At 63.3% G+C, this 26,887-nt stretch carries 18 protein-coding genes; 11 read left to right on the top strand and 7 right to left on the bottom strand.

Annotated features, from left to right (window positions below):
- Nucleotides 1-41 precede the first annotated feature (41 nt).
- The 6 genes from phoB to V0U35_RS04135 all read right to left on the bottom strand — a co-directional run bounded on the left by phoB (nucleotide 42) and on the right by V0U35_RS04135 (nucleotide 6,814).
- A complete protein-coding gene (phoB, locus tag V0U35_RS04160; RefSeq protein ID WP_330195395.1) occupies nucleotides 42-740 on the bottom strand; it encodes a phosphate regulon transcriptional regulator PhoB in 699 nt (232 codons plus the stop codon).
- Between the two features lie 12 nt (nucleotides 741-752).
- On the bottom strand, nucleotides 753-1,451 hold the full coding sequence (phoU, locus tag V0U35_RS04155) for a phosphate signaling complex protein PhoU (protein WP_373696370.1): 699 nt from the start codon (nucleotides 1,449-1,451) through the stop codon (nucleotides 753-755).
- 44 nt (nucleotides 1,452-1,495) lie between these two features.
- Nucleotides 1,496-2,305 (bottom strand): phosphate ABC transporter ATP-binding protein PstB, encoded by an 810-nt coding sequence (pstB, locus tag V0U35_RS04150; RefSeq protein ID WP_373696349.1) that lies wholly within the window; start codon nucleotides 2,303-2,305, stop codon nucleotides 1,496-1,498.
- A 1-nt stretch (nucleotide 2,306) separates the two neighbouring features.
- Nucleotides 2,307-4,043: a phosphate ABC transporter permease PstA gene (pstA, locus tag V0U35_RS04145; RefSeq protein ID WP_330195392.1), complete on the bottom strand. Its 1,737-nt coding sequence runs from the start codon at nucleotides 4,041-4,043 to the stop codon at nucleotides 2,307-2,309.
- Complete coding sequence (pstC, locus tag V0U35_RS04140; protein WP_330195391.1) at nucleotides 4,036-5,295, bottom strand: phosphate ABC transporter permease subunit PstC; 1,260 nt, start codon at nucleotides 5,293-5,295, stop codon at nucleotides 4,036-4,038. The genes pstA and pstC overlap by 8 nt, the downstream gene beginning before the upstream one ends.
- A 157-nt stretch (nucleotides 5,296-5,452) precedes the next feature.
- Nucleotides 5,453-6,814 (bottom strand): sensor histidine kinase, encoded by a 1,362-nt coding sequence (locus tag V0U35_RS04135; protein WP_330195390.1) that lies wholly within the window; start codon nucleotides 6,812-6,814, stop codon nucleotides 5,453-5,455.
- 275 nt (nucleotides 6,815-7,089) lie between these two features.
- Between V0U35_RS04135 and V0U35_RS04130 the strand changes: the two genes are divergently transcribed.
- The 10 genes from V0U35_RS04130 (at nucleotide 7,090) to V0U35_RS04085 (ending at nucleotide 25,556) form a co-directional block, all read left to right on the top strand.
- Nucleotides 7,090-8,475: an efflux transporter outer membrane subunit gene (locus V0U35_RS04130; protein ID WP_330195389.1), complete on the top strand. Its 1,386-nt coding sequence runs from the start codon at nucleotides 7,090-7,092 to the stop codon at nucleotides 8,473-8,475.
- A gap of 9 nt (nucleotides 8,476-8,484) precedes the next feature.
- Nucleotides 8,485-9,795: an efflux RND transporter periplasmic adaptor subunit gene (locus tag V0U35_RS04125; protein ID WP_330195388.1), complete on the top strand. Its 1,311-nt coding sequence runs from the start codon at nucleotides 8,485-8,487 to the stop codon at nucleotides 9,793-9,795.
- 30 nt (nucleotides 9,796-9,825) lie between these two features.
- Nucleotides 9,826-13,044: an efflux RND transporter permease subunit gene (locus V0U35_RS04120; protein WP_330195387.1), complete on the top strand. Its 3,219-nt coding sequence runs from the start codon at nucleotides 9,826-9,828 to the stop codon at nucleotides 13,042-13,044.
- 173 nt (nucleotides 13,045-13,217) lie between these two features.
- On the top strand, nucleotides 13,218-15,341 hold the full coding sequence (locus tag V0U35_RS04115; RefSeq protein WP_330195386.1) for a M13 family metallopeptidase: 2,124 nt from the start codon (nucleotides 13,218-13,220) through the stop codon (nucleotides 15,339-15,341).
- A gap of 213 nt (nucleotides 15,342-15,554) precedes the next feature.
- On the top strand, nucleotides 15,555-17,654 hold the full coding sequence (locus V0U35_RS04110; RefSeq protein ID WP_330195385.1) for a M13 family metallopeptidase: 2,100 nt from the start codon (nucleotides 15,555-15,557) through the stop codon (nucleotides 17,652-17,654).
- A 173-nt stretch (nucleotides 17,655-17,827) separates the two neighbouring features.
- Nucleotides 17,828-19,864, top strand: a complete 2,037-nt coding sequence (locus V0U35_RS04105) for a M13 family metallopeptidase (protein WP_330195384.1) — start codon at nucleotides 17,828-17,830, stop codon at nucleotides 19,862-19,864.
- Nucleotides 19,865-20,027: 163 nt separating this feature from the next.
- Nucleotides 20,028-22,133, top strand: a complete 2,106-nt coding sequence (locus V0U35_RS04100; RefSeq protein ID WP_330195383.1) for a M13 family metallopeptidase — start codon at nucleotides 20,028-20,030, stop codon at nucleotides 22,131-22,133.
- A 129-nt stretch (nucleotides 22,134-22,262) separates the two neighbouring features.
- Nucleotides 22,263-23,330: a dTDP-glucose 4,6-dehydratase gene (gene rfbB, locus V0U35_RS04095; protein ID WP_330195382.1), complete on the top strand. Its 1,068-nt coding sequence runs from the start codon at nucleotides 22,263-22,265 to the stop codon at nucleotides 23,328-23,330.
- Nucleotides 23,327-24,214, top strand: coding sequence for a glucose-1-phosphate thymidylyltransferase RfbA (gene rfbA / locus V0U35_RS04090; protein ID WP_330195381.1), 888 nt, complete (start codon nucleotides 23,327-23,329; stop codon nucleotides 24,212-24,214). Before rfbB ends, rfbA begins: the two co-directional genes overlap by 4 nt.
- Nucleotides 24,215-24,293: 79 nt before the next feature.
- Nucleotides 24,294-25,556, top strand: a complete 1,263-nt coding sequence (locus V0U35_RS04085; protein WP_330195380.1) for a DUF819 family protein — start codon at nucleotides 24,294-24,296, stop codon at nucleotides 25,554-25,556.
- Here the strand turns inward: V0U35_RS04085 and V0U35_RS04080 are convergent.
- On the bottom strand, nucleotides 25,553-26,443 hold the full coding sequence (locus V0U35_RS04080; protein WP_330195379.1) for an MBL fold metallo-hydrolase: 891 nt from the start codon (nucleotides 26,441-26,443) through the stop codon (nucleotides 25,553-25,555). The two genes, V0U35_RS04085 and V0U35_RS04080, sit on opposite strands and share 4 nt — an antisense overlap.
- 107 nt (nucleotides 26,444-26,550) lie before the next feature.
- Here V0U35_RS04080 and V0U35_RS04075 point away from each other — a divergent pair, with 107 nt between their 5' ends.
- The gene (locus tag V0U35_RS04075) at nucleotides 26,551-26,874 is read left to right on the top strand and encodes an ArsR/SmtB family transcription factor (RefSeq protein WP_330195378.1); all 324 of its coding nucleotides are present in this window, start codon (nucleotides 26,551-26,553) and stop codon (nucleotides 26,872-26,874) included.
- Nucleotides 26,875-26,887 lie beyond the last annotated feature (13 nt).

The raw sequence follows: 26,887 nt of genomic DNA, 5'->3' as shown, positions 1-26,887 counted from the left end.
TCACGGAGCCGCCCGTCTTTTTGTCTGATGACAGGTGACGGTCAGGCGGACGCGGTTTCCACGTCGAGGGCATAGCCCGCCGAGCGGACGGTGCGGATCGGATCACCGGACGCACTTTCATTGAGCGCCTTGCGCAGCCGGCCGATATGCACGTCGACGGTTCGCGCCTCGACATAGACGTCCGAGCCCCAGACCGCGTCGAGCAGCTGTTCGCGCGAGAAGACGCGTCCCGGGTGCTGCATAAGATAATCGAGCAGGCGGAATTCGGTCGGGCCGAGATGAATTTCCGTATCGCCGCGCTTCACCCGGTGGGCGACACGGTCGATGACGATGTCGCCGCAGCGAACCTTGTCGTCGGCGAGGCCCGGACGGATACGCCGCATCACCGCGCGAATGCGGGCGAAGAGTTCCACCATCGAGAACGGCTTGACGATATAGTCGTCTGCGCCGGTATCGAGACCGCGCACCCGGTCACCCTCCTCGCCGCGCGCCGTCAGCATGATGATCGGCACATTGCGCGATTCATGGCGGCCGCGCAGACGGCGGCAAACCTCGATCCCGGAGACTTTCGGCAGCATCCAGTCGACCAGGACGATGTCGGGCATCGCCTCATCGACCAGCATCATGGCCTCTTCGCCATCACCGGCGACGGAGACCTTGAAGCCTTCCTTTTCAAGGTTGTACTGCAACAGGGTGGACAGGGCGTCCTCGTCTTCAACGACCAGAATATGAGGTTGCATACCGGTCTTCCTCTAGGCTGGGTCCGAAAGATCGGACTTGGGGACGGGCGGCGCACGGTGCAGCTCTTCCCCGGTGACAAGGTAGTGAACCATTTCAGCGATGTTGGTGCAGTGGTCGCCAATGCGCTCGAGATTTTTCGCCACGAACAGCATCTGCGTGCTCGACGAGATCATGCGCGGGTCTTCCATCATGTAGGTCAGAAGCTCGCGGAACAGGCTGTTGTAATGCTCGTCGACTTCCTCGTCGGCGCGCCAGGCCGTCACGGCCTCGTCTACTGCGCCCGACGAATAGGCATTGAGCGTATCGTGAAGGTGGCCCACGACCAGCTTGCCCATCCGCTCCACCCCGCGCGTCAGCACGACGGGCTCGGATTCATTGAGGACATGGGTCCGCCGGGCGATGTTCTTGGCGAGGTCACCAATGCGTTCGAGATCATGGCTGATCCGGTAAGCCGCGATGGTCGCGCGCAGATCGGTCGCCATGGGCTGGCGCAGCGCGATGATGCGGATGACCCGCTTTTCGATCTCGCGCTCCATTACGTCGACCTGCTTGTCGCGGTCGATGATCGAGGCGGCCAGGTCGCCATCACGCCGGACCACGGCTTGGATGCAATCGGCCACGAGCGCCTCGGCGAGCCCGCCCATGCGCGCGACATCACTCGACAGCTGGTTCAGCTCCTCGCCGAAAGCCTTGACGGTATGCGGTTGCACATTCATGCGATCGAGCCCTCCAGAAGGCCCCGGGTTGGTGGCCGCTAGCCGAAGCGGCCGGTGATGTAGTCTTGCGTCCGCTGGTCGTGCGGATTGGTGAAAATCTCTTCGGTGCCGCCGTATTCGACGAGATCACCGAGGTGGAAGAAGGCGGTGTGCTGTGACACCCGGGCGGCCTGGGCCATCGAGTGCGTGACGATGATGATGCAGTAATTCTCGCGCAGCTCGTCGATCAGCTCCTCGATCTTGGCCGTCGCGATCGGGTCCAGCGCCGAGCAGGGCTCGTCCATCAGGATGACTTCCGGCGAAACCGCAATGGCCCGTGCTATGACGAGGCGTTGCTGCTGACCGCCGGACAGGCCGGTGCCGGGCTGGTCGAGCCGGTCCGAGACCTCGTTCCAGAGCCCGGCCTTTTTCAGGCTGGTCTCGACAATGTCGTCGAGCTCGGACTTGGACGATGCGAGGCCGTGGATGCGCGGCCCGTAGGCAATGTTGTCATAGATGGATTTCGGAAACGGGTTCGGCTTCTGGAACACCATGCCGACCCGGGCGCGCAGGATGACCGGGTCGACATCCTTGGCGTTGACTTCTTCGCCGTCGATCTTCACCGAGCCGGTGACACGGGCGATGTCGATCGTGTCGTTCATCCGGTTGATTGTGCGAAGCACGGTCGACTTGCCACAGCCCGACGGGCCGATGAACGCCGTCACCGAACGGTCCGGAATGCCCATCGTCACGCCGAATACGGCCTGTTTCGGGCCGTAGAACACATCGACCCCGTCAAGCGCCACTTTCGGATTGGCGGGCTGGTTCGCGTGATAGACGGTCTGAATTTTCTCGGTCACGTCTTTCATCCTACCATCGTTTCTCGAAGCGCCGCCGCAGGAAGACGGCCAGCGCATTGAAGGCAATCATCAGCGCGAGCAGGACGATGATCGCCGCCGCGGTGCGGGCCTCGAAGGCGCGCTCGGCCCCATCGGACCACAGATAGATCTGGACCGGCATCACCGTCGCCGGCTCGGTCAGCCCGCCCGGCGCAAGGCTGGGCGCGTCAGCGATGAAGGCGACCATGCCGATCATCAACAGCGGCGCGGTTTCCCCCAGCGCCTGGGCGAGGCCGATGATCGACCCGGTCAGGATACCCGGCAAGGCCAGTGGCAGCACGTGGTGAAACACGGTCTGGGTCCGTGACGCACCGACACCGAGCGCCGCCTCCCGGATCGAGGGCGGAACGGCCTTCAGCGCCGCGCGTGAGGAAATGATCACCGTCGGCAGCGTCATCAGCGCCAGCACCATGCCGCCGACCAGCGGGGCCGAACGCGGCAGGCCGAAAAAGTTGATGAAGACCGCCAGGCCCAGCAGACCAAAGACAATGGAGGGTACCGCGGCGAGATTGTTTATGTTGACCTCGATCAGATCGGTCAGCTTGTTCTTCGGCGCAAACTCTTCGAGGTAAATCGCGGTGAACACCCCGATGGGAACCGCCAGCAGCATCGTCACGAACATGGTCAGGATCGACCCGATCAACGCGCCCTGCACCCCGGCAAGCTCCGGTTCGCGCGAGTCGGCATTGGTGAAGAGATAGGTGTTGAAACGCTCGGTCACGAGACCGGCGTCGGCCAATGCGTCGGTCCACACGATTTGCGCGTCAGAGAAGCGGCGTTCGGTTTCCGGCACCTCGATCGTCCGGATCGTCCAGCTGTTCGCAGCATCGGCCGAGACGAGTGGCAACAGCGCCCGGCCGGTGGCGACACGGCCGCCTTGGGAAATGGTCTCGACCTTGACCACACCGCCATTGATCTCGACCAGCCGGCTTTGCAGATCACTCGACAACGAGGTCTCTTCCAGCGCGGAAGCTGCGCTGGCGCGGAGCACTTCAGCTTGTGCCTCGGCGGTAGCGGCATCGGAGATCAGGCGTTCAGCGGCACTGCCCGCATCCATGCCTTCCGCGCGATTGCGGTAACGGCTCGCACGCCGCTCCAGCGCCTCGGCGCGCTCAGTAAGGTCATTCTGGGCGGCCGCCATCAGGCTGGCGAAGGCCGGCTCATCAGTCCGGATGGACACCTCTCCTGACACTCCGGACGGACTGGCGGCGACACTCTGTTCGGCGCGTACGGAGTCCGTGATCCGGCCTTGCAGATAAAGATCGGCATGGTCGGAAATCGGCATGTCGAAATAGATCGTCTGGCCCACCAGCCCCGGATTCTCGGCCACCTCGTTGAGCAGGCGAGCGGCATTGAGCGGCGTGTAGAGCGCGAACAGTTCCCGCAACTGGGCCCGCTCCGTGACGGAGGGGAATTGTTCGCGCAGCGCGTCCTGGAGAATCCCGTTGTAGGAGCCCGCACGCAGCGATTCCGGACTGCCATCGCCGCGCGGATCGACGCGTTCGCGCTCCAGCGTCACCGGCAGGGACAATTCGTTCACCGTGAAGGCCGAGATCGACTGGTAGCCGATCGAACCCAGCAGGAGCAGAAGCACAGCAATCGCAAAACAGATTGCCGCGATCCCGAACGACCGGAATCGGGCCTCGGCGCGATAGCGCTTGGCCAGGCGGCGTTCCACCGCTTCGCGGATACTGGTCGCGTCAGTCATACTTTTCCCGGTATTTCTGCACGACCCGGAGGGCGATGACGTTCAGCGCAAGGGTGAAAGCGAACAGCACCAGGCCCAGCGCGAACGCGGAGAGGGTCTTGGGGCTGTCGAATTCCTGGTCGCCGGTCAGCAGCATCACGATCTGCACCGTGATCGTGGTCACCGATTCGAACGGGTTGGCTGTCAGATTGGCCCCCTGCCCGGCGGCCATGACGACGATCATCGTCTCCCCGACCGCGCGGCTGACGGCCAGCAACAGCGCACCGACAATGCCGGGCAGCGCGGCGGGCAGGATGACCTGGCGCACGGTTTCCGACTTGGTCGCGCCCATCGCATAGGCCCCGTCGCGCAATGATTGCGGGACGGCGTTGATGACATCGTCGGACAGGGACGACACGAAGGGGATGATCATCACGCCCATAACCAGACCGGCCGACAGCGCGCTTTGCGTCACGGCCCCATCGACACCGATGAAAGTCGCGGCGGCCCGGATCGCCGGTCCAACCGTCAGCAGGGCGAAAAAGCCGTAAACCACGGTCGGAATACCCGCGAGGATTTCCAGGATCGGCTTGACGGTCCGGCGCGTGGCGGGTCCGGCGTATTCGGACAGGTAGATGGCCGCGAACAGGCCGACCGGCGCGGCGATCAGCATCGCGATCACGGTGATCATCGCCGTCCCGGCGAAAAGCGGCACGGCTCCGAACGCCCCGGTCTGACCGACCTGGTCCTCGCGGATGGCGATTTGCGGGCTCCATTGCAGCCCGAACAGGAAATCCTGGATCTGCCAGTTGATGGCTTCAAAGAAGCGCAGGCTTTCAAACAGGAGCGACAGGACGATGCCCACCGTGGTCAGGATCGCGATCACGGAGCTCAAGAGCAGGATCAGGCCGATAAAGCGTTCGACGTGATTGCGGGCACGGAATCGCTGCGCGATTCGTCCGCGGGCAATCTGCAGCCCCGCCAGACCGGCAATCAGGGCCGCCACCGGCGGACCCGCCAGTAGCAGGATATTCGCCGCCGGCAAGGCGGATACAGCCGACTGGATCGAACCAGAGAAAACCGCGCACAGGCCCAGGACCAGGAGAGCGGGAACAGCGGTCCAAATCGCCAGGAAATAGCCATGGTAATTCGGCAGCGAATGCAGCGAAGCCGGTTTTCCCGAAGCCGACGCAACGGCACGGGTCCGGCCCAGATAGAATCCGGCCGATACAAGAACCAGCAATGTCAGGGCCGTAATGGCACTTACCGACATGAGATGTTGCGACCCCCGGCCCGCGTGAAACTGTGCCGGAAACGACTCGCGCCCCGGTATCCGGGCCTGCGTCTACACGGCCACCTGCCGCGGCTTTATGACAGTCAAACGACAGTTTGATGACAGCGGCAGAAGCAATTCTGTGACGCGGTTGTCGCTAGCCGCGTGTGGCGCTCTCCTGAGCGGCCAGCATGGGCAGGACCAGAGTAAAGACAGTGCCTTTCCCCGGCTCGCTTTCGACCAGGAAACCACCCCGGTGACGGGTGACGATATGCTTCACGATTGCCAGCCCAAGGCCCGTGCCTTCCTTGGGTCCGCTCTTCTGCCCGTCGACACGGTAGAACCGCTCTGACAGCCGGGGCAGATGACGCCGTTCGATTCCGGTACCTTCGTCCCGCACGCGCAGCACCGAATAACGACGGCCCGTTCTTCCCGGCGGGGATGCGATGGCAAGCCGCCCGGATCGTTCGCTCGAGTCCATCACCGGTTTCTCACACGCGTCCCGGGTCAGGTCACTGCGAACCTCGATCACGATCCGTCCTTCACGCGGCGTGTACTTGATCGCGTTCTCCAGGAGATTCTGGGCGACTTCGACGATCTGGTCGCGCTCTCCGATGGCCAACGCCGGATGGGGGGCATCCACCTCCAGCCGGATGGCTTTTTCTTTCAGCAGGGGCGCGAGCGCATCTGCCGTGTCGCCGGCAATGGACGCCAGGTCGACCTGCCCGCTGGGCGCGACATGTTCATCCATTTCGACCCGGCTGAGCGACAGCAGGTCGTTAATCAGGCGGCGCATCCGCTCGGTCTGGTCACCCATGATGGCCAGAAACTTGTCGCGCGCCGCGATATCCTCCCGCGCATGACCGCGAAGCGTCTCGATAAAGCCCGCGAGCGAAGCCAGCGGCGTCCGCAATTCGTGGCTGGCATTGGCCAGGAAGTCGGCGCGCATGCGTTCGGCGCGCTTGATCGAGGTCTCGTCGGCCAGCACCAGGAGCGCCCGCCAGGGAAATGGTCCGTCCTCGTCGATTTTCAAGGCGATGACATGGGCCCGGACATGGCTCTCGATGGGGGCAAAAGTTGAGTACTCCACCGCCGGGCCGCTCTCGCCGCGTAGCGCCGCGCTGACCGATTCCAGCACTTTCGGCTGCCGCAGGGCGGCGGACAAAAGCCCCCCTTCACTGCCCAGGCCCAGGAAATCCCGTGCGGCCGGATTGGCTTCCTCTATTCGGCCACCCGGACCGATCAGCGTCACCGGGAAGGGCAGCCGGTTGAGCGTCGCCCGCGCCAGTTCACCGGCCCGGCGGACAGCTTCGGCTTCCGCCAGCGCGGCCCGGTCGACCTGGGCCTCCGAGACCGGCACGCTGACCAGGAGATAATAGATGCCGCCCAGGGCAGCGAAGGCCGCCATGCCCGCGACGGCTTCCCAGAAATGCAGGGGCCCCAGCGTCGCCAGGACCAGCAGAACGACGGCCGCGAGCGCCGAAAAAGCGATTACGTCGCGTCTGCGCAATCGGGCCATCTGGCCCTCGGGATCATGATTGTTGCTCAAAGTTCACTCGCCGGAAAGCAGCCCATAGCGTATGGCGCGCCCTTATGACACGGGGATGCGCCGGACGCGAAGCCATCCCTTCGGTGCCGGTTTGTGGAGATTGACGCCAATCCATCTCGAAAATCGCGAAGCTTTTCACGGCATTCGCTATGGATTTAGCGTTTTTCGATAAAAATTTGTTGACATTCAGAAAACCGAAAATAGGGTGCATCCGAATTGAGGGACCGCGGCATCAAGGACGAGGTATGCCGAAACATCTAGTACTCCTGGCCACTACGGCCCTGTTGACGACGTCGTGCGCAAGCGCGCCGCTGTATCAAGCCCGTGACGCTGGCCTTTCAGCCGCTCCGGTATGGGCGGCCGCACCTGCGCTGCCCGCCGACCGGCTCGACGACTGGGTCGTGACATTCAACGATCCGGTCCTTGAAAGCCTGGTCGCCGAAGCGGACGCTGCGAACTATTCGATTGCCGCTGCCGTCGCCCGTTATGAAGGAGCCCGTGCCAGTGCACGCAGCGCCAATGCGGGCCGGATGCCGTCGATCTCGGCGGATGGCGGCGTGACGCAGCGCGAAGCCAATGCGGGCAGTTCCACGACCTATTCGCTCGGAGCCAGCGTCTCCTGGGAAGCGGATGTCTGGGGGCGTCTGACCGATCGCGCGCTGGCCGGTGTCGCCGATGCCGAAGCGTCACAGGCCGACCTTGAAGGGGCGCGCCTGTCGGTCGCCGGTTCGGTCGCCAAGGCCTGGTTCTTCCTGATCGAGGCGCGGCTGCAGAGTGAACTGGCCGCCTTCGATGTCGAGACCAAGGAACAATCCCTGTCGCTCGTCGATCGCCGCTTTCAGCGCGGTGTGTCGCGATCGTCCGATGTCCGCACCGCACGCAGCGCCCTGGCGTCCAGCCGGGCCGCGCTCGCCTCGCGCCTGCGCACCGAAGCGGCGGCCGCGCGCAGCCTCGAAATCCTGCTCGGGCGTTATCCCGATGCCAGCCTGCCCCACGACAGCGACCTGCCGGAACTTCCGGCGCTGGCGGGTGTCGGCGCACCGGGGGATCTTCTCGCCCGCCGTCCGGACGTGCAGGCAGCGGAAGCCCGCCTGGCATCAGCCGGGCTCCGCGCTTCCGAGGCGCGCCGCGCCCTGCTGCCGCGCCTGACCCTGACGGGCTCGCTTGATGCGTCCGCTCCGGATCTGGGAGACCTCATCGACTCCGATGCCGTGATCGGCTCGCTAATTGGCGGGCTGACGGCTCCGATCTTTTCCGGCGGTGCCCTGCGCGCCGAACGTGACCGGGCCGAAGCCGCCGCCCGGACCCAGTTGGCCGTATACGCCAGCACGGTGCTGACCGCTTGGCGCGAGGCCGAGGACGCCATTCACGCCGATGCTGCCCTCGCCGACCGGGTCGAAGCGCTTACAGCGGCCGCTGAAGAAGCCGCCGAAGCCGAAGCCCTTGTCCTGCGCCAGTACACTTCGGGCGTGGCCACCATTTTCGAACTGCTCGACGCGCAGAGCCGGCGTATCAGCGCGGAAAGCTTCCTGATCAGCGCCCGGCGCGAACGCGCCACGAACCGCGTCGATCTGTATCTCGCCATTGCCGGCAATTACCGCACGACGCCGACCGTCGCGACGGAAGGTTAGGAGACCGTCATGAATAAATCCCTTGGACGCGGCCTGCTGTTCGGGCTTCCCCTGCTCCTCATCGCGGGGTTTGCCGCAGCGATTTTTGTGCTGGTCGCCAGCGCGCCCCAGCCGGAACGGGCCAATCCCCAGCCCCGGCCCGTGGCGGTTTTTGCCGCGCCGGTTGAACGGACCGATGTCCAACTCACCGTGGCGACGCAAGGCGAGGTCAGCCCGCGCACCCAGATCGATCTGGTGCCGCAGGTTTCCGGCCGCATCGTCTACGTCAATCCGAACTTCATCGAGGGCGGCTTCTTCGAGGCCGGTGAAACCCTCATCCAGATCGACGATGCCGACTACCGGCTGGCCGTGACCCGGGCCCAGTCCCAGGTCGCCCAGGCCCGTCAGCTTCTCGTCCGTGAAGAAGCCGAAGCCGAACTCGCCGCCGATGAATGGGCGGAGCTTGGCGAAGGGGAGGCCTCTGCCCTCACCCTTCGCGAACCGCAGCTGGCCCAGGCCCGCGCTGGTCTGGCGGCCGCCAACGCCCAGCTCCAGGAAGCCAATCTGAACCTGGCCCGGACCCGTGTATCTGCACCCTTTGACGGACGTGTCCGCACCAAGGGCGCCGATCTCGGCCAGTATGTGACGCCCGGTACGCGCCTCGGTCAGGTTTTCTCGACCGATGTTGTCCAGGTTCGCCTGCCGCTGACCGATGACCAGCTGTCCATGCTGAACATTCCGGTAGCCTACCAGGCCGCCGACCCGGCTCAGGCCCCGGAAGTGACGCTTTCGGCCGTGCTCGCTGGTCAGCTGCGCGAATGGACCGGCCACCTGGTTCGCACCGACAGCGCCATCGACCCGCAAACCCGCGTGCTCTACGGCATCGTCCAGATCAACGACCCCTATGGTGCCGCGGCCGAGGAAAACGGGTCGCCCCTGCCGGTGGGCCTGTTCGTGGATGCCGCGATCACGGGCCGTACCGTCAGCGATGCCTACGTCCTGCCGCGCTCGGCCCTACGGGGATCCGACGAGGTCTATGTGGCCCAAGAGGGCGGCACGCTGGCTGTGCGACACGTCAATGTGATCACGTCGAACCCCCAGCAACTGATAGTCTCTGGTGGTGTCGATGAGACCGACATGGTGATCACCTCGCCCATCCGGGCGGCCAGCGACGGCATGCGGATCCGCACGTTCGACCAGTCTGGTGAAGTGATCGACGCGCTCTCGGCCGTCATCGAAACCGGCGCGAACGACAACGAAGAAGATGAAGGTGAAGACGGCGAAGACGCCGACACGGCTGCGGAAGGCGACGAAGCCTCGACCGTAGCCAGCGCCGACTAGTCAGACTGACGACCATCGAAGGAGGTGGCGATGACCGATCCGAACGAAGTGCACCAGGAAAAGGAATTCAAGGGCATCGTCGCCTGGTGGGCCCAGAATTCTGTCGCCGCCAACTTGTTGATGCTCGTCGCCATCCTCGGCGGCATCATGGGCTACCTCTCGATGAACCGGGAGGTCTTCCCGACCGCCGCCTTCTCCGGCGCAACGGTTTCGGTCGCCTGGCCGGGTGCCTCGCCCCAGGAGATGGAAGAGCAGATCGTCGTCCGCATCGAGGAAGCGGTGTCCTCGATTGACGGGATCGAGACGATCACCTCGACCGCCCGCGAGGGTAACGCCTTTATCAATATCGAAGGCACGCGCAGCGTCGACATGCAGACCTTCATCAACCAGATCGAGCAGCAGGTGAACTCGGTCAATAACCTGCCGCCCTCGGCGTTCCGGCCGATCGTCAGCCAGTGGCGCAATCAGGACCAGGTCGTGGGATTTGCGGTTCACGGCAATATCCCGCGGCGCGACCTGCAACGCATTGCGCGGGAAATCCGCGACGAAGTGGCTGCCCAGGTCCCCGGGGCGTCGCTGGTCAATGTCTGGGCGACACTCGGCGAAGAAGTCTCGATCGAAATCGATGAGACGGCCCTGCGCCGCTACAATCTGACCTTCGACCAGGTCGCGCGCGCGCTGCGCAACTCCTCGCTCAACGCGTCAGCCGGCCAGGTCCGGACCGATATCGGCGATGTCTCGCTGACCGCACGTCAGCTGGCTGACAACGAGGACGACTTCAACAACATCATCGTCCGCCAGACGGCGGAAGGCGGCACGATCCGCGTCAGCGATATCGCCAATGTCGTCGACGGCTTCGTCGACGCCAATCTCGTCGGCACGTTCAACGGTGAACCGATGGCGCTCGTCGTCGTCGAGACCAGCGAGAACATGGACGTCGTCACGACCGCGAACGGTGTGCATGACTATCTCGAGCGCAAGCGCGCCGACCTGCCCCAGGGCGTCTCGCTGTCGTCCTGGTGGGACAATTCGGAAGCCTATGAGGCGCGGATGAACACGATTGCGGGCTCCGCCCTTTGGGGATCGCTCTTCGTGCTGATCGCCCTGGTCCTGTTCCTGCGCCCCATCGTGGCCTTCTGGGTCACTGTCGGGATCATCGTCGCCTTCCTCGGCTCGCTTCTCCTGCTGCCGATGTTCGGTGTGACCCTGAACATGCTGTCGCTGTTCGCCTTCCTGATCGTGATCGGGATCGTGGTCGATGACGCCATCATTGTCGGGGAGAACATACACAACAGGGTGGAGCGCGGCGAAACCGGCCTGACGGCAGCTGTTGTCGGCACGCAGATGGTCGTCAAACCCGTCGTCTTCGCGGTCATCACCACCATCCTGATGTTCGCGCCCTGGATGATGCTGTCCGGCCCGGAAGTGCAGTTCACCCGCCAGATCTCGCTCGTCGTGATCGCGGCGCTCAGCTTCTCGCTGATCGAATCCCTGCTCATCCTTCCGGCCCACCTCAACCACATGAAGCCGGAACGCATGGACGGTTTCTTCGGGCCGCTTCTGAAGCTGCAGAAGGCCATCGCGGACTCGATGATCTGGTTCGCGCGGAATGTGTACCGCCACGCCGCCGTATTCGCGGTTCAGCGGCGCTATTCCACGCTGATCTTCTTCATCGGCATCTTCGCGGTCGCAATCATGCTGCAGGCGACCAACCGGGTCGGGTCGGTCTTCATGCCCGAGATCGAAAACGAGACCATCCAGGTCAACATCCAGCTCGCCGAAGGCACGCCCTGGCAGCGCACCGAGCAGGTCCGTGTCCAGCTTGAAGAAGCCGAGCACGAGGCCCAGGAATACTATCGCGAGCAATTCCCCGGCGAAGTCGACATGATCGAAAGCCGCTCGACGCTGGCCACTGACGGCCGTGTCCGCGCCTGGATCACGCTGGCCGAGCCGGAAGACCGCCCCGGTGGTCTTGCGACCCGCGACGTGGCCCAGACCATTCGCGAATTCCTGGGACCGATCCCGGATGCCGAGGAAGTGCGCCTGGACACGACCATCAATGATGGCGGTGGCGGCATGCGCTTTGCCATCTCCGGTCCGAACCTCGACGAGCTGCGTCTGGCCGCCGACGAGCTGAAGACCCAGCTGCGCTCCTACGACACGCTCTATGACGTCGTGGACAATCTTCAGTCCTCCGCAGAAGAGCTGCAATTCTCGTTGCGTCCCGACGCACAGGCTCTGGGCATCACGCTTGCGGATGTCACCCGCCAGGTCCGTCAGGCCTTCTATGGCGAGGAAGTCATGCGCCTGCCGCGCAACGGCCAGGACGTGCGCGTCATGGTGCGCTTCCCGACCGATGACCGGCGTTCGCTCGACACGCTGCGCAATTTCCGCATCCGCACCGCGGACGGGCGGGAAGTGCCCCTCTCCGCCGTGGCCGATGTGGAATTCGCGCCGGGTCTGAACCGGATCAACCGCCGCGACCGCATGCGCACCATCTCGGTCAGTGCCGAACTGACCGATCCGGCGGCCCGCGGTGAAGTGTCGTCCAGCCTGGAAGCGGACTTCTGGCCGGACTGGGAGCAACGTCACCCCAATGTCAGCCGGGTCGAAACGGGCCAGGCCGAGGGTGAGGCCCAGTTCATGGCCGAGCTGGTCCGCCTGGTCCTGCTGGTGCTGGTCGGCATCTACATCCTGCTGGCTGTCGCCTTCAAATCCTACGCCCAGCCTTTGTTGATCATGATCGCCATCCCCTTCGCCCTTGCCGGTGCGATCTTCGGGCACCTGTTCTTCGGAATGCCTTTCGCGCTCTTCTCCTACTTCGGGGTCGGTGCGGCGGCAGGCGTCGTTATCAACGACAACCTGGTGCTTGTGGACTTCGTGAACCGGCTGCGGGCCAACGGTGTCGGGGCCTTCCAGGCGCTGATCGATGCGGGCGTGCAACGCTTCCGCCCGATCATCCTGACCTCGGTGACGACCTTCCTCGGCATCCTGCCGATGATGGCGGAAACCTCGACCCAGGCGCAATTCCTGAAACCCATGGTCGTCGCGCTCGGCTTTGCCGTCGTGTTCGCCCTGTTCCTGACACTTCTGCTGGTCCCGGCGATGTATGCCATCGGCGTGGATATCAAGCGGGGCGTGGTTGGGCTCTATACGGGCAAGCGCCAGCCGGGCATCGGCTCGACCTATCACGAGACCGACGATGGCCGTCCGGAAGTGGATGTCGGCACGATCCAGCCGGCGGAATAGGCGGAAGGCAACACGCCGGTAATTCAACACGCTGGGGGGAGGTGCGATGACCGCACCTCCCCCCAAACTTTTGTGAGATTTGAATTATTCCGCGTTGTAGCCTTCCGCAATCGCAGCCGCGAACGCCCGCTTCAGACGGACGGCGCGGCATCATGCCAAGGGAGGAATCAAGGATGAAATACTGGCTGATGGGCGGGGTGTCCGCCCTCATTCTGGCGGGCTGTTCGCCAACGGAAACCGATAACGCCGATACCGCCGTCGGTACCGACACCAACGTTGAAACCGCCGACATCGGATCTGCGGGCACCGGCCAGCAGGACATGGCCGTTGCCGCCCCGGAAATTGGCGAGTGGGGATTTGACCTGACCGGGATGGACCGCAGTGTCGATCCCGGTGACGACTTTTACCGCTACGCCAATGGCGGCTGGCTCGACCGGACCGCGATTCCCTCCGATCGGTCCAACTACGGCATGTTCCACGTCCTCATTGACCGGGGCGAGGAACAAATCCTCCAGATCATCACCGACGTGTCGGAAATGGATGCGCCCGAGGGCAGTGTCGAGCAACAGGTCGGCGATCTCTACGCCAGCTGGATGGATGCCGACGCCATCGAGGCGCGCGGCCTGGAACCGATCCAGCCCTGGCTCGCCGATCTCGCTGCCATCGAAACCCACGCCGACGTGATCGAGGCGTTCGCGACGCTGCAATACGACACGCCTATCGCGGTCTTCGTTGGTACCGACGTCAACAGCCCGCGCACGCGCATTCCCTATGTCGTGCAGAGCGGGCTGAGCCTGCCGGACCGGGACTATTATCTCGACACCGAGTCCGAGCAGATGGCAGAGGTCCGGACCGCCTTCCTCGGCTATATCGAGACACTCTTCACACTCGCCGGGATCGAGAACGGTTCCAGCCGGGCGCAGGACATTCTCGACCTCGAAACCCGTATCGCCGAAGCCCACTACACGCGTGAGCAGAACCGGGACCCGGTAGCGCTCAACAACGAGCTGACCATCGAGGAGATTGAAGCTCTCGCGCCCGATTTCGACTGGCGCGGCTTGTTCGAGGCCCGCGGCGTCGGCATCCGCGACGGCTATCAATTCCGTCAGGAAGGTGCGCTGGTTGAGCTCGCGGCCCTGGTCGGTGACGTTCCGGTCGAGACCTGGCGGGACTATCTGACTTTCCACTTCCTCAGCGACTATGCCGGGCGGCTGACGGCGGACTTCGATGCCGCCCAGTTCGATTTCTATTCGCGCACACTCAATGGAATCGAGGAACAGCGCCCGCGTCACCTGCGCGGCGTCAATGTCGTCAATGGCAATCTCGGCGAGGCGGTTGGCCAGATATATGTCGAACGCCACTTCCCGCAATCGAGCAAGGACCAGATGGACGACCTCGTCCAGAACCTGATCGACGCCTTTGCGATCCGGCTGGAAAACCTCGACTGGATGGACGACGAAACCCGCGCCCAGGCGCTGGTCAAACTCGAAGGCTTCCTGCCCCGGATCGGCTATCCGGAGGAATGGGAGGACTACTCCTCCATCGAGATCCGCGCCGACGACTATTTCGGCAACATGATGCGGATCGACCAGTGGCAGTGGGATGAAAACCTCGCCGATCTCGACCGACCGGTCGAGCGCGGCGAGTGGAGCTATCCGCCCCAGACCGTCAATGCCTCCTACCGGCCGACGGAAAACCTGATCTTCTTCCCGGCGGGGATCCTCCAGGCTCCCTTCTTCGACCCGAACGCCGATGCGGCGATCAATTACGGGGCCATTGGCGGCGTGATTGGCCACGAGATCGGTCACGGCTTCGATGACAGCGGCCGCAATTACGATGCCGTCGGGGCCCAGATGAGCTGGTGGACGGAAGACTCCGACACCCGCTTTCGGGAACTGACCGATGAACTGGTGGCCCAGTTCGACGGTTTCTCACCTCTGGAGGGCGTCAATGTGAATGGGCGCTTCACACTGGGTGAGAATATCGGCGATCTCGGCGGTCTGCAGATGGCCTATGACGCCTATCACCGCCATCTCGATGCCTGCTGCGACGGGGAAGCCCCCGTGCTCAATGGTCTGACCGGCGACCAGCGCTTCTTCCTGGCCTGGGCCCAGGTCTGGCGCCGGCACTACCGCGAGAACAATCTGCGCCAGCGCATCGTCTCCGATCCGCACAGCCCGTCCGAATATCGGACCAACGGAATCGTGCGCAATCTGGACGCCTGGTACGCGGCGTTTGACGTGACCGAGGACGACCAGCTCTACCTGCCCCCCGAAGACCGGGTGAAGGTCTGGTAGACCAGCGATCCTCCCACTGACCGCTGAAGAAGGGTCCGGCACACGCCGGGCCCTTTTTTCATGCGGGATTCCGCGCGGACTTGTCCCGGGCTGCGACTGGTCATGTGAATTGAATTTTCTCACCCTTCCGATAGGTTAATGTCAGGAAATTTTCCAGATGCGGGCGGCGGGGAGGACTGCCGTTCCGCGAAATCACAAACGGAGTTCAAGTCGATGAAAAAGTGGCTATTGGGCGGTGCCTGCCTGGCGCTTCTTGCCGGGTGCGGTGAACCCGCCGGCGACGATACGGCGATGACCGATGATGCCGTCCAGCAGGACAGCATGACCGATGATGGCAACCAGGAGGTTGCCGCTGCCGAACTCGGAGCTTGGGGTTTTGATACCGCCGGCATGGATGCGTCGGTTGACCCCGGTGACGACTTCTTCCGCTACGCCAACGGTGCCTGGCTCGACTCCACGGAAATCCCTGGCGATCTGTCGAATTACGGCATGTTCACCGAGCTTGCGCTTGAGGCCGAGCAGCATGTTCAGGACATCATCGTCGATCTCGCCTCTGCCAGCCCGGCGCAAGGCACGGTCGAGCAGAAGGTCGGCGATCTCTATGCCAGCTGGATGGATACCGACACGATCGAGGCGCGCGGCCTGGAGCCGATCCAGCCCTGGCTGGACGAGATCGCGGCGGCCGAGACCCATGACGACGTCGCGGCCCTGTTCGCCACCCTGCATCACCAGTCGCCTTTTGGCGCGGGCATCATTCCCGATCCGGCAGACACGACCCGCTACACGGTCTTTGTCGGCCAGGGCGGGCTGGGTCTTCCGGACCGTGATTTCTACCTGAACGAAGAAGAGCGCTTCGAGGAATACCGGGACGCCTACCGTGCCTATATCGCAGAGATATTTGATCTGGCCGGCATCGATGGCGGCGAGGAAAAAGCCAACGCGATCATGGACCTGGAAGTGCGCATCGCCGAAGTCCACTGGACCCAGGAACGCAGCCGCAACATCCAGGAAATCTACAATCCGATGCCGCTCGACCAGCTGTCTGCGCTGGCCCCGTCGCTGAACCTGACCGAAGGCCTGACCTCGCTGGGTCTGGGCAGCGTCGAGTCCTATCTCGTTGCGCAACCCAGCGCGATCGAGGGTGCCGGCCAGATCTTCGCCGACACGCCGGTCGATGTGTGGCAGGATTACATGACCTTCCACATCCTCAACAACAACACCAATGCCCTGCCGGCCGCCTTCGACCAGGCCAGCTTCAACCTCTATGGCCGCACGCTGAACGGCACCGAGGAGCAGCGCCCGCGTGACCGCCGCGGCGTCAATCTCGTCGGCGGATCACTCGGTGAGGCAGTCGGTCAGGTCTATGTCGAGCGTCACTTCCCGGCCTCGTCGAAAGACCAGATGGAAGACCTCGTCGCCAACCTGATCGCAGCTTTCGAGGAACGCCTGCAAAATCTCGAATGGATGGATGAGGAGACGCGCGAGCAAGCCCTCCTCAAACTCTCCACCTTCGAGCCGCGGATCGGATATCCGGACGAGTGGACGGATTATTCGGACCTCGAAATCCAGGCCGATGACCTGTTCGGCAATCTGGTGCGGATCAACGAGTTCAACTGGAACGACCAGCTTGAAGACCTGCAGGGCCCGGTCGATCGTGGCCAGTGGCCCTATCCGCCGCAAACGGTCAACGCGTCCTACAACCCGTTGATGAACCAGATCACCTTCCCGGCCGGCATCCTTCAGCCGCCCTTCTTCGATCCGAATGCCGATGCGGCCATCAATTACGGCGCGATCGGCGCGGTGATCGGTCACGAAATCGGCCATGGCTTCGATGACCAGGGCCGCCAGTTCGATGAGGCGGGCCGTATTCGCAACTGGTGGTCGGTTGAGACCAACGAGGCTTTTGAACAGCGCTCCGGCGCGCTCGGCGCACAGTACGACACCTACTCCCCGATCGAGGGCATGTTTGTGAATGGTACCTTCACCATGGGCGAGAATATTGGCGATCTCGGCGGACTGCAGATGGCCTACTCGGCCTATCACCGCCATCTCGATGCCTGCTGTGATGGTGTTGCACCCGAGCTTGACGGCATGACCGGCGACCAGCGCTTCTTCCTGGCCTGGGCACAGGTCTGGCGCCGCCTCTACCGTGAGGACAATCTGCGTCAGCGCCTGGTCACCGACCCGCACAGCCCGTCGCAATACCGGACCAATGGCGTCGTGCGGAATCTCGACCCCTGGTACGAAGCTTTCGGCGTGACCGAGGACGACCAGCTCTACCTGCCGCCGGAAGAGCGCGTCGGCATCTGGTAGGCATTGTCCCGCCAGTCAGAACAGGAGACGGCCCGGTGTGCATCGCCGGGCCGTTTTCCATTCGGCACCACCACGCCCCATTTGAATATTTCTGCCGTTTAACCCGGCGATCATCTTGCCTGAAGCCGCGCCCGGCGATCCTTGCCCCGACACCAATCCTATGGGGCTACATCATGAAACGCATTCTAAAATCCGGTGCCGCCGGGCTCGTCCTGGCAGCGGCGCTTGCGGGCTATTCCGCCGCCCAGGACGCCACGCTTGGCGCGTGGGGCATCGAGACCCAGCACATCTCGTCCACGGTCGATCCGGGCGACGATTTCTTCCGTTATGTCAATGAAGGCTGGCTGGAATCCGCCGGCATGCCCGCCGGTTTCCCGGCCAACGGGGCTTTCCTGGAACTCTACCTGCTCTCGGAATCCCGCGTGGCGGACATCATCGCGGACATGAGCAGCGTCGCAAACGCCGCACAAGGCTCGCCCGAACAACAGGTTCGCGACCTGTATGCCAGCTACATGGATACCGCGGCCATTGAAGCCGCCGGCCTCGATCCGATCCGGGCCGATGTCGATGCCTTCCTCGCGCTGGACGACCGGGATGCCATTGCGGCAGCGTTTGCGGGCTCATTCGCGCCGTCTTTTGTGAGCTTCTACATCAATCTCGATCCCAACAATCCTGACGCCTACCGGCTGAACCTGACCCAGAGCGGTCTGGGTCTGCCGGGCCGCGACTACTATTTGCGCGACGACGAGGAATTCCAGGGCTACCAGGACGCCTACCGCGCCTATATCGCGCAGATTTTCGAGCTGGCCGGATATGATGATGGCGCGGCGCGCGCGGACCGCATCTACGCGCTGGAAGCGGCAATGGCTGAAGTCCACTGGGAACCAGCAGACGCCCAGGACTCGGTCCTGACCAACAACCCAATGGATCGGGCCGGTCTGGAAGCCCTGGCTCCGGGTTTCAACTGGGATGCCTTCTTCGAAGCCTCGGGTGTGGGCCATATCGAAGACCTCAATGTCGACGAGACGACGGCGATTACGGCGATGGCCGCGCTGTTCGCCGAAACGCCGGTCGAAACCTGGACTGACTATCTCGCCTTCCACTACATCGACAACCACACGACTTATCTGCCGGCTGCGTTCGACGAGGCCAGTTTCGCCTTCTACAGCCAGACCCTGAACGGCGTGCCGGAACAGCGCGCCCGGGATTTGCGGGCCATCCAGCAGGTCAACAACAATCTCGGCGAACAGGTCGGCCGCATCTATGTCGAGCGGCACTTCCCCGAATCCGACAAGGCCCAGATGGAAGAACTGGTGAATTACCTGCGCCGGGCCCTCGCCGAGCGGATCGAGACGCTGGATTGGATGGACGCGGAAACCCGGGAACAGGCCCAGCGCAAGCTCGCGTCCTTCAACGTCAAGATCGGCTATCCGGACGTGTGGCGCGACTTCTCCGATCTCGAGGTCCGTCCCGACGATCTCATCGGCAACATGCACCGTATCCAGGACTGGTACTGGAATGACTCCCGCTCCCGGCTGGGTGGTCCGGTTCGCGACTGGGAATGGGGCATGAGCCCGCAAACGGTGAATGCCTATTATTCCTCCACCCGCAACGAGATCGTTTTCCCGGCGGCCATTCTGCAGGCCCCCTTCTTTGATCCGGAGGCTGACGCCGCGGTCAATTTTGGCGCCATCGGCGGCGTGATCGGTCACGAAATCGGCCATGGCTTCGACGATGATGGTTCGCGTTTTGATGCCGACGGCTATCTGCGCAACTGGTGGACCGACACCTCCCGTGCCGGATTTGAGGAACGCACCAGCGCACTGGTCAGCCAGTATGACGGCTTCTCGCCGCTGGAAGGCATCAATGTGAATGGCGAGCTGACACTCGGCGAGAATATCGGCGATCTGGGCGGCCTCTCGATGGCGCTCCATGCCTATCGCCTCTATGCCGCGGACAATGGCGAGACTGGCCGGGTCATCGACGGCTTCACGCCTGAACAGCGTTTCTTCCTGTCCTGGGGCCAGGTCTGGCGGACGCTGATGACCGACGGCTACATGCGCAACCTCGTCCTGACAGACGAGCACAGCCCGGCGCAGTACCGCGTCAACGGGATTGTGAGAAACATGGACGATTGGTACGAGGCCTTCGACGTCGACGAAACCGACGACCTCTACCTGCCGCCAGAAGATCGCATCGACATCTGGTAGTCCGGGTATTTGAAGACAGACGGATGACGGCCCGGCGGGAATGCCGGGCCGTTTTCATGGACGCCGGATTGCACCAATTAACATATTGTTCAGTTGTCAGTACGGGACAGACCGCTACCTTGCCTCCCAAATTGAATTAATCGACCTTCTGGGAGGGACTTCCATGAAACGCTTCTGGCTGAGTGTGGCGGCGGCCGCACTGATTGCAGGCTGCGGCCCGCAAACCGAATCTCCGGCTACGGAAGACAATACCGAGACCGGCGGCGGTGACGCCGCGATGACGGACGAAACCACGTCGCCCACCGAGACCGCTGAAGCCACACTCGGCGAGTGGGGCGTTGAGACCCAGCACGTCTCCCAGTCAGTGGATCCGGGCGACGACTTCTTCCGCTATGTCAACGAAGGCTGGATCAACACGGCGGAATATCCGCCGGGCTTTTCGAGCCTGAACGGGTTTACCGAGCTCTTCCTGCAGACCGAGGAACGCGTCGAAGGCATCATTCAGCGGGCAGCGGCAACCGATCCCGCGCCGGGCACGGCCGAATACCAGATCGGCACGCTCTATAACGATTTCCTCAATACCGACCGGATCGAGGAATTGGGCCTGACCCCGATCCAGGACCAGATAGACGGCGTCATGGCCGCCGAGACGCACGAGGACGTCGCCCGCTGGTTCGGGCGTCCGTCGCACATTTCGATGTTTGGCCTCGGCGTGTCGATCGACCCGGGTGATCCGACCCGCTACGTCATCTCGACCGGCCAGGCGGGCCTGGGGCTGCCGAACCGCGATTTCTACCTGCGCGACGACGAGCCCTTCCCGGGCCATCGCGAAGCCTATGTGGCCTATATCGCCGGTGTGTTTGACCGGGCCGGAATCGACAATGGCCGCCAACGCGCCGAGGACATCCTCGCGCTCGAAACGGCCATCGCGGAAATCCACTGGACGCGCGCCCAGGCTCGCGACCGGATCGCCAACTACAATCTGATGACGGTCGAGGAACTCACCGAGTTCGCGCCCGGCTTCAACTGGATGGCTTTCCTCGAGGAAGACGGCACCGAAGGCCAGGAAGAAATCATCGTCAACAATGACACCGCGGTGCAAAGTCTCGCCACGCTCTTCTCGGAGACGCCGGTCGAGACCTTCCGCTCCTATCTGGCCTTCCATTACATCGACAACCACACCGCGATGCTGCCGTCCGCCTATGACGATGCCAGCTTTGAATTCTATGGCCGCCGCCTGAATGGCACCGAGGAACAGCGTCCGCGCGAATTGCGGGCCGTGCAGTATGTGAACGGCCAGCTCGGCGAGCTGATCGGTCAGGTCTATGTCGACGAATACTTCCCGCCCGAATACCGCGACCAGATGACCGAACTGGTGGAGTATCTCCGCCGCGCCTTCGCTGACCGTCTGGAAACCCTGGAATGGATGGATGACGAGACCCGGGCCGAGGCCTTTGCCAAGCTCGAGGCCTTCATTCCGAAGATCGGTTATCCGACGCAATGGCGGGACTATTCGACCATTGACGTGGAGCCGGGCCAGCTGATCGCCAACTCGCACGCGGTCCGCGACTGGAACCATGCCGACTCGCGGTCTCGCCTCGGCGGTCCGATCCGCCAGTGGGAATGGTTCATGAGCCCGCAGACGGTCAACGCCTACTACTCGTCCCAGCGCAACGAGATCGTCTTCCCGGCGGCAATCCTCCAGCCGCCCTTCTTCGATCCGAATGCCGACATGGCCGTGAATTTCGGAGCCATCGGCGGCGTGATCGGTCACGAAATGGGTCACGGTTTTGACGACCAGGGCAGCCGTTCCGATGGCACCGGCCTGCAGCGAAACTGGTGGACGGAATTTGCCCGCGGACAGTTCGAGGAGCGGACATCCGTCCTGCAGGAGCAATACAGCGGCTTCTGCCCGGTCGAAGGCGACTGTGTCCGCGGTGACCAGACGATGGGCGAAAACATTGGTGACCTGGGCGGCCTGTCCATCGCCCTGCACGCCTATCGCATGTATCTGGAAGACAATGGCGGTGGCGAGGACATCAACGGCTACACGCCTGAGCAGCGCTTCTTCATGGCCTGGGCCCAAGTCTGGCGCGGCATCCGCACCGAGGACTCGATGCGCAACCGCCTGATTACCGGCGTCCACAGCCCGAACCAGTACCGCGTCAACGGCGTGGTCCGGAACATGAACGACTGGTATGAGGCCTTCAACGTCACCGAGGACGATGACCTCTACCTGCCGCCCGACCAGCGCGTGAGCATCTGGTAGGAACCGGAAAACGGCATTGAAAGTGAATGGCCCGGTTGAACAAGCCGGGCCATTTGCTTTTGCGGCTTGCAATCAGTGTCGGGCTCTGCTTGTCCCTGTCGGGACTGATATTTGTTTCGGGGGCGCAGCATGCGCGCAATGGTTACAGGCGGGGCGGGCTTTATCGGCTCGGCCCTGGTCCGGCGGCTTGTGGCCGAGGGTCACACTGTTCTCAATTTCGACCTGCTGACCTATGCAGGCGATTTGCGCGCCGTCGAGCCCGTTTCCGGTTCTGATACCTACCAGTTCCAACGTGGTGATGTCGCCGATGCCGATGCCGTGACCGCTTCGGTGTCCGCTTTCCGACCGGACGTGATTTTCCACCTTGCGGCGGAAAGCCATGTCGACCGCTCTATTGACGGCCCCGACGCCTTCATCCGGACCAATCTCAACGGCACCGGCGTGATGCTGCAGGCGGCGCGGGCCTGGCATGACCGGATGGACGCGGACGGCAGGGCCGCCTTCCGCTTCATCCATGTCTCGACCGACGAGGTCTATGGTTCGCTTGGCTTCGATGATCCGGCCTTCACAGAGGACACGCCCTACGCGCCCAACAGCCCCTATGCCGCCTCCAAGGCCGGGGCCGACCATCTCGCCCGGGCCTGGCACGAGACCTTCGGCCTGCCCGTCGTCATCACCAATTGCTCGAACAATTACGGTCCGTTCCAGCATCCCGAGAAGCTGATCCCGACCGTCATCCGCAAGGCGCTGGGCGGTGAACCCATTCCCGTTTACGGCAAGGGCGAGAATGTCCGCGACTGGTTGTTTGTGGACGATCATGTCTCCGGCCTGATCGCGGCGGCCACGACCGGCAAGCCGGGCGGAAAGTACAATTTCGGCGGCAATGCCGAGCGCCGGAACATCGACCTCGTTCACAGCCTGTGTGCCCGTCTGGACGAGGCCCGCCCCCGCGCCGACGGCCAGTCCTATGCCAGCCAGATTTCCTTCGTTACTGACCGCCCCGGGCACGATCTGCGTTACGCGGTCGATGCCTCCCGCGCCCGGTCGGCCCTCGGCTGGACACCGGCGACATCCTTTGAAGAGGGGATGGCGCGAACCGTGCATTGGTATCTGTCCCATGGAGACTGGCTGACGCGCAATCCGTCCGAGCTTGCGCGCCTCGGTCTCGGTCAAACCGCAACGGGAGAGGCATCGTGACGGCAGCACCCTGGAAAGGCCTGATCCTGGCCGGCGGCACGGGCAGCCGCCTGTATCCGCTGACCCACGCGGTCAACAAGCACCTGCTGCCGGTTTTCGACAAGCCGATGATCTACTATCCGCTCACCACGCTGATGCTGGGCGGGCTGAAGGATTTCGTCGTCGTCTCGACACCGGACTCCATCCCCCAGATCAAGGCGCTGCTGAACTCGGGCTCCAACTGGGGCATCAATTTTACCTATGTGGCGCAGGACAAGCCCGGCGGTATCGCCGAAGGATTCCGGGTCGCTGCGAACGAGCTTCAGGGCCACCGCGTCGCGCTGATCCTGGGCGACAACATCTTTTACGGCGACGGCCTGTCGAAACGTATCGAGGAAGCCACCAAGCAGACCTCCGGCGCGACGATCTTCGGCTATGAAGTTGCCGACCCCACGGCCTTCGGCGTCGTTGAACTCGGCAAGGACGGCAAGGCCGTCTCGTTGGAAGAGAAGCCGAAGCATCCCAAATCGAATTTCGCCGTGCCGGGCATCTATTTCTACGATCCTGACGTGCTCGACATTGCCTGGTCGCTCAAACCATCGGGCCGGGGCGAGCTGGAAATCACCGACGTCAACCGCGCCTATCTCGAGCGCGGCGATCTGAACGTGATCACGATCGGACGCGGCGTGGCCTGGCTCGACGGTGGCACCCATGCCGACCTGTTCGAGGCGGGACAATTCATCAAGGTAGTCGAGGAACGCACCGGTCTGAAAGTCGCCTGCCCCGAAGAAATCGCCTTCCGCAAGGGCTTCATCGACCGCGACCAGTTCGCCAAGCTGGTCGATTCCAAGCCAACGACGGAATACCAGCGCTATCTCAGCCGCATGCTCTCCGAGATCAAATAGGTTTCCAAGCCTTGCCATTCCCGTCACGAGCAGGAAGTCTGCCGCCGCCATGATCCATGGCGGCTGCGGGGAATAGAACATGGACGCTCTGGGGTTTGGGCCGATCACGAATGACGCTGTCGTCTTCGGCATACTCGCCATCCTGCTGGGACTTGTCTTCTGGACTTCCTCCTTTGAGCGCGGTTTCTTCAAAGGCTTCTACCGGATCTTCCCGCCCCTACTGCTCTGCTATTTCCTGCCATCCCTGTTCACGACTTTCGGTCTGTTCGACCCGGACCAGTCCGACCTCTATTTTGTCGCCTCGCGCTATCTCCTGCCCGCCGCTCTGGTCCTTCTGACGGCATCGGCGGACCTGCCCGCCACTTTCCGCCTGGGACCGAAGGCACTGATCATGTTCTTCACCGGCACGGTGGGTGTGATGATTGGCGGACCGCTGGCTCTCTTCGTCGCCTCGATGGTCGACCCCGGCATCGTTGCTGGTGCCGACAGTCCCGAAGCGGTTTGGCGCGGCATGGCGACCGTGGCCGGCAGCTGGATCGGCGGGGGCGCAAACCAGACCGCGATCTACGAAATTTTCAATGTGGATTCCGACGTGTTTTCCGCCTGGATCGCGGTCGACATCATCGTGGCCAATGTCTGGATGGCGATCCTGCTGTTCATCGCCGCCAATCCGGGTCCCATCGACCGCCGTCTGAAATCGGACGTCTCGGCCATCGCCACCTTGCGGGAGAAAGCCGAAGCCTATGAACGCGATCACGCCCGTGCGGCCACGTTGAGCGATTACATGTATATGGGCGCCATTGCTTTCGGCATGACAGCGCTTGGCCACATAGCCGCCGATACGATTGGTCCCTGGATCGCCGAGAACGCGCCAGGTCTGGCGCGCTACAGCCTGACCAGCGGCTTTTTCTGGCTGATCGTCGTAGCGACCGTGGCCGGGGTCATTCTATCCTTCACGCCGGTCCGCAAGATGCAGGCCGCCGGCGCGATGAAGGTCGGCCGGGTTTTCATCTACATCCTGGTCGCGACCATCGGCATGCGCATGGACATCACGGCGATCTTCTCCAACCCGGAGTACTTCCTCATTGGCCTGTTCTGGGTGCTGATCCACGCCGGCCTGCTGATTGGCATGGCGATCCTGATCCGCGCACCGATGTTCTTCATGGCGGTGGGCAGCCAGGCCAATATCGGCGGTGCGGCCTCGGCCCCGGTCGTGGCCTCGGCCTTCCACCCTTCGCTGGCCCCGGTTGGTGTCCTGCTTGCTGTGCTGGGTTATATCGTCGGGACCTACGGGGCCTACATCACCGGTCTGATCATGCAGGCCATTTCCGCAGGCAGCTAGACGCCCTCGATCGTTTCAGCACCGCGCAGGGGGATCCGCAGCCGGCGCGCCCCGTCCAGGTCTGCCGGCGGCAGATGACCCGCGCGGATATTGGTCTGGATGGAGGGCAAAAGCAGGACTGGCGCGGCCAGTGTCGCGTCACGTCCCTGGCGCATCGCCACGAAGTCCGCCTCACTGACCCCGCCCCCGACATGGATGTTGCGGGCCTTCTCCTCGGCGACGGTCGTTTCCCAGGCGTAGCTGTCGCGGCCCTCGGGCAGATAGTCGTGGCACATGAAGAGCCGTGTCTCGTCCGGCAAGGCCAGGAGTTTGTGGATCGACCGGTAGAGTGTCGCTGCATCGCCGCCGGGGAAGTCCGCGCGGGCCGTGCCGTAGTCGGGCATGAACAGCGTATCACCGACGAAGACCGCGTCACCGATATGATAGCTGACACAGGCCGGCGTGTGGCCGGGCGTGTGGATCACCTCGATCGTCAGGCCCGCCGCCTCGAATCTTTCGCCATCGGCGAACAGGCGATCGAATTCGGCACCTGTGCCGGACACATCGTCCGCGCCGAACACGGGTCGAAAAATCCCCTGCACGTCACGGATATGCTCTCCGATCCCGACCGGAGCGCCGGTGCGCGCTTTCACAACGGGCGCGCCCGACAAATGGTCGGCGTGCGCGTGAGTTTCCAGAATCTGGACGATGGTGAGGCCGCGCGCCTTCGCGGCCGCCATCACGGCGTCGACTGATTGGGTCCCCAGCCGCCCGGAGCGGTGGTCGTAGTCCAAGACCGGGTCGATCAGGATGGCGTCGCGCCCGCCCGGCGCGTGCACCAGATATGTCACCGTGTTGGTAGCGTCGTGGAAGAAGGCATGGACTTGCGGGTTGTTGATCGTCGTCATGGGTCAATCTCCGTGTCTGCCGGAAATCTGCATCCGGCCTCTTGACCAATCATTTAGTGGTTACTAATTTAGTGTCAACTAATTTACTGACGACGGACTGACGCACCATGACCACGCTGATTGATCCCGGCATCGCGAAACTCCAGGCCCAGGCCGGTGAGGCCGCACGCCTGCTCGCCATGATCGGCAATGAGAAGCGCCTGCTCATCCTCTGCCGCCTCGCCGGGGGTGAAACGCCGGTCGGAGAGCTCGCCGAGGTGACGGGCCTGTCGCAATCGGCCCTCTCCCAGCATCTCGCCCGCCTGCGCGAGGACGGCCTGGCCGCCCCCCGCAAGGACGGGCTGCGCGTCTACTACCGCCTCACCGACCCGAGGGCGGCGAAACTGCTCGAAACCCTGAAAGACATTTTCTGCCCTGAAGACCGGGGCTGACGAACGGAGACCT

This window comes from Hyphobacterium marinum (assembly GCF_036330325.1).
In the GTDB taxonomy this organism is placed as follows: Bacteria; Pseudomonadota; Alphaproteobacteria; order Caulobacterales; family Maricaulaceae; genus Hyphobacterium; species Hyphobacterium marinum.
This window is presented reverse-complemented; position numbering and strand designations above follow the sequence as displayed.

Coding starts and splice junctions, on each gene's coding strand:
- phoB (WP_330195395.1), bottom strand. CDS start 740: ATGCAACCTCATATTCTGGTCGTTGAAGACGAGGACGCCCTGTCCACC.
- pstB (WP_373696349.1), bottom strand. CDS start 2,305: ATGAAAGACGTGACCGAGAAAATTCAGACCGTCTATCACGCGAACCAG.
- pstA (WP_330195392.1), bottom strand. CDS start 4,043: ATGACTGACGCGACCAGTATCCGCGAAGCGGTGGAACGCCGCCTGGCC.
- pstC (WP_330195391.1), bottom strand. CDS start 5,295: ATGTCGGTAAGTGCCATTACGGCCCTGACATTGCTGGTTCTTGTATCG.
- V0U35_RS04135 (WP_330195390.1), bottom strand. CDS start 6,814: ATGGCCCGATTGCGCAGACGCGACGTAATCGCTTTTTCGGCGCTCGCG.
- V0U35_RS04130 (WP_330195389.1), top strand. CDS start 7,090: ATGCCGAAACATCTAGTACTCCTGGCCACTACGGCCCTGTTGACGACG.
- V0U35_RS04125 (WP_330195388.1), top strand. CDS start 8,485: ATGAATAAATCCCTTGGACGCGGCCTGCTGTTCGGGCTTCCCCTGCTC.
- V0U35_RS04120 (WP_330195387.1), top strand. CDS start 9,826: ATGACCGATCCGAACGAAGTGCACCAGGAAAAGGAATTCAAGGGCATC.
- V0U35_RS04115 (WP_330195386.1), top strand. CDS start 13,218: ATGAAATACTGGCTGATGGGCGGGGTGTCCGCCCTCATTCTGGCGGGC.
- V0U35_RS04110 (WP_330195385.1), top strand. CDS start 15,555: ATGAAAAAGTGGCTATTGGGCGGTGCCTGCCTGGCGCTTCTTGCCGGG.
- V0U35_RS04105 (WP_330195384.1), top strand. CDS start 17,828: ATGAAACGCATTCTAAAATCCGGTGCCGCCGGGCTCGTCCTGGCAGCG.
- V0U35_RS04100 (WP_330195383.1), top strand. CDS start 20,028: ATGAAACGCTTCTGGCTGAGTGTGGCGGCGGCCGCACTGATTGCAGGC.
- rfbB (WP_330195382.1), top strand. CDS start 22,263: ATGCGCGCAATGGTTACAGGCGGGGCGGGCTTTATCGGCTCGGCCCTG.
- V0U35_RS04085 (WP_330195380.1), top strand. CDS start 24,294: ATGGACGCTCTGGGGTTTGGGCCGATCACGAATGACGCTGTCGTCTTC.
- V0U35_RS04080 (WP_330195379.1), bottom strand. CDS start 26,443: ATGACGACGATCAACAACCCGCAAGTCCATGCCTTCTTCCACGACGCT.
- V0U35_RS04075 (WP_330195378.1), top strand. CDS start 26,551: ATGACCACGCTGATTGATCCCGGCATCGCGAAACTCCAGGCCCAGGCC.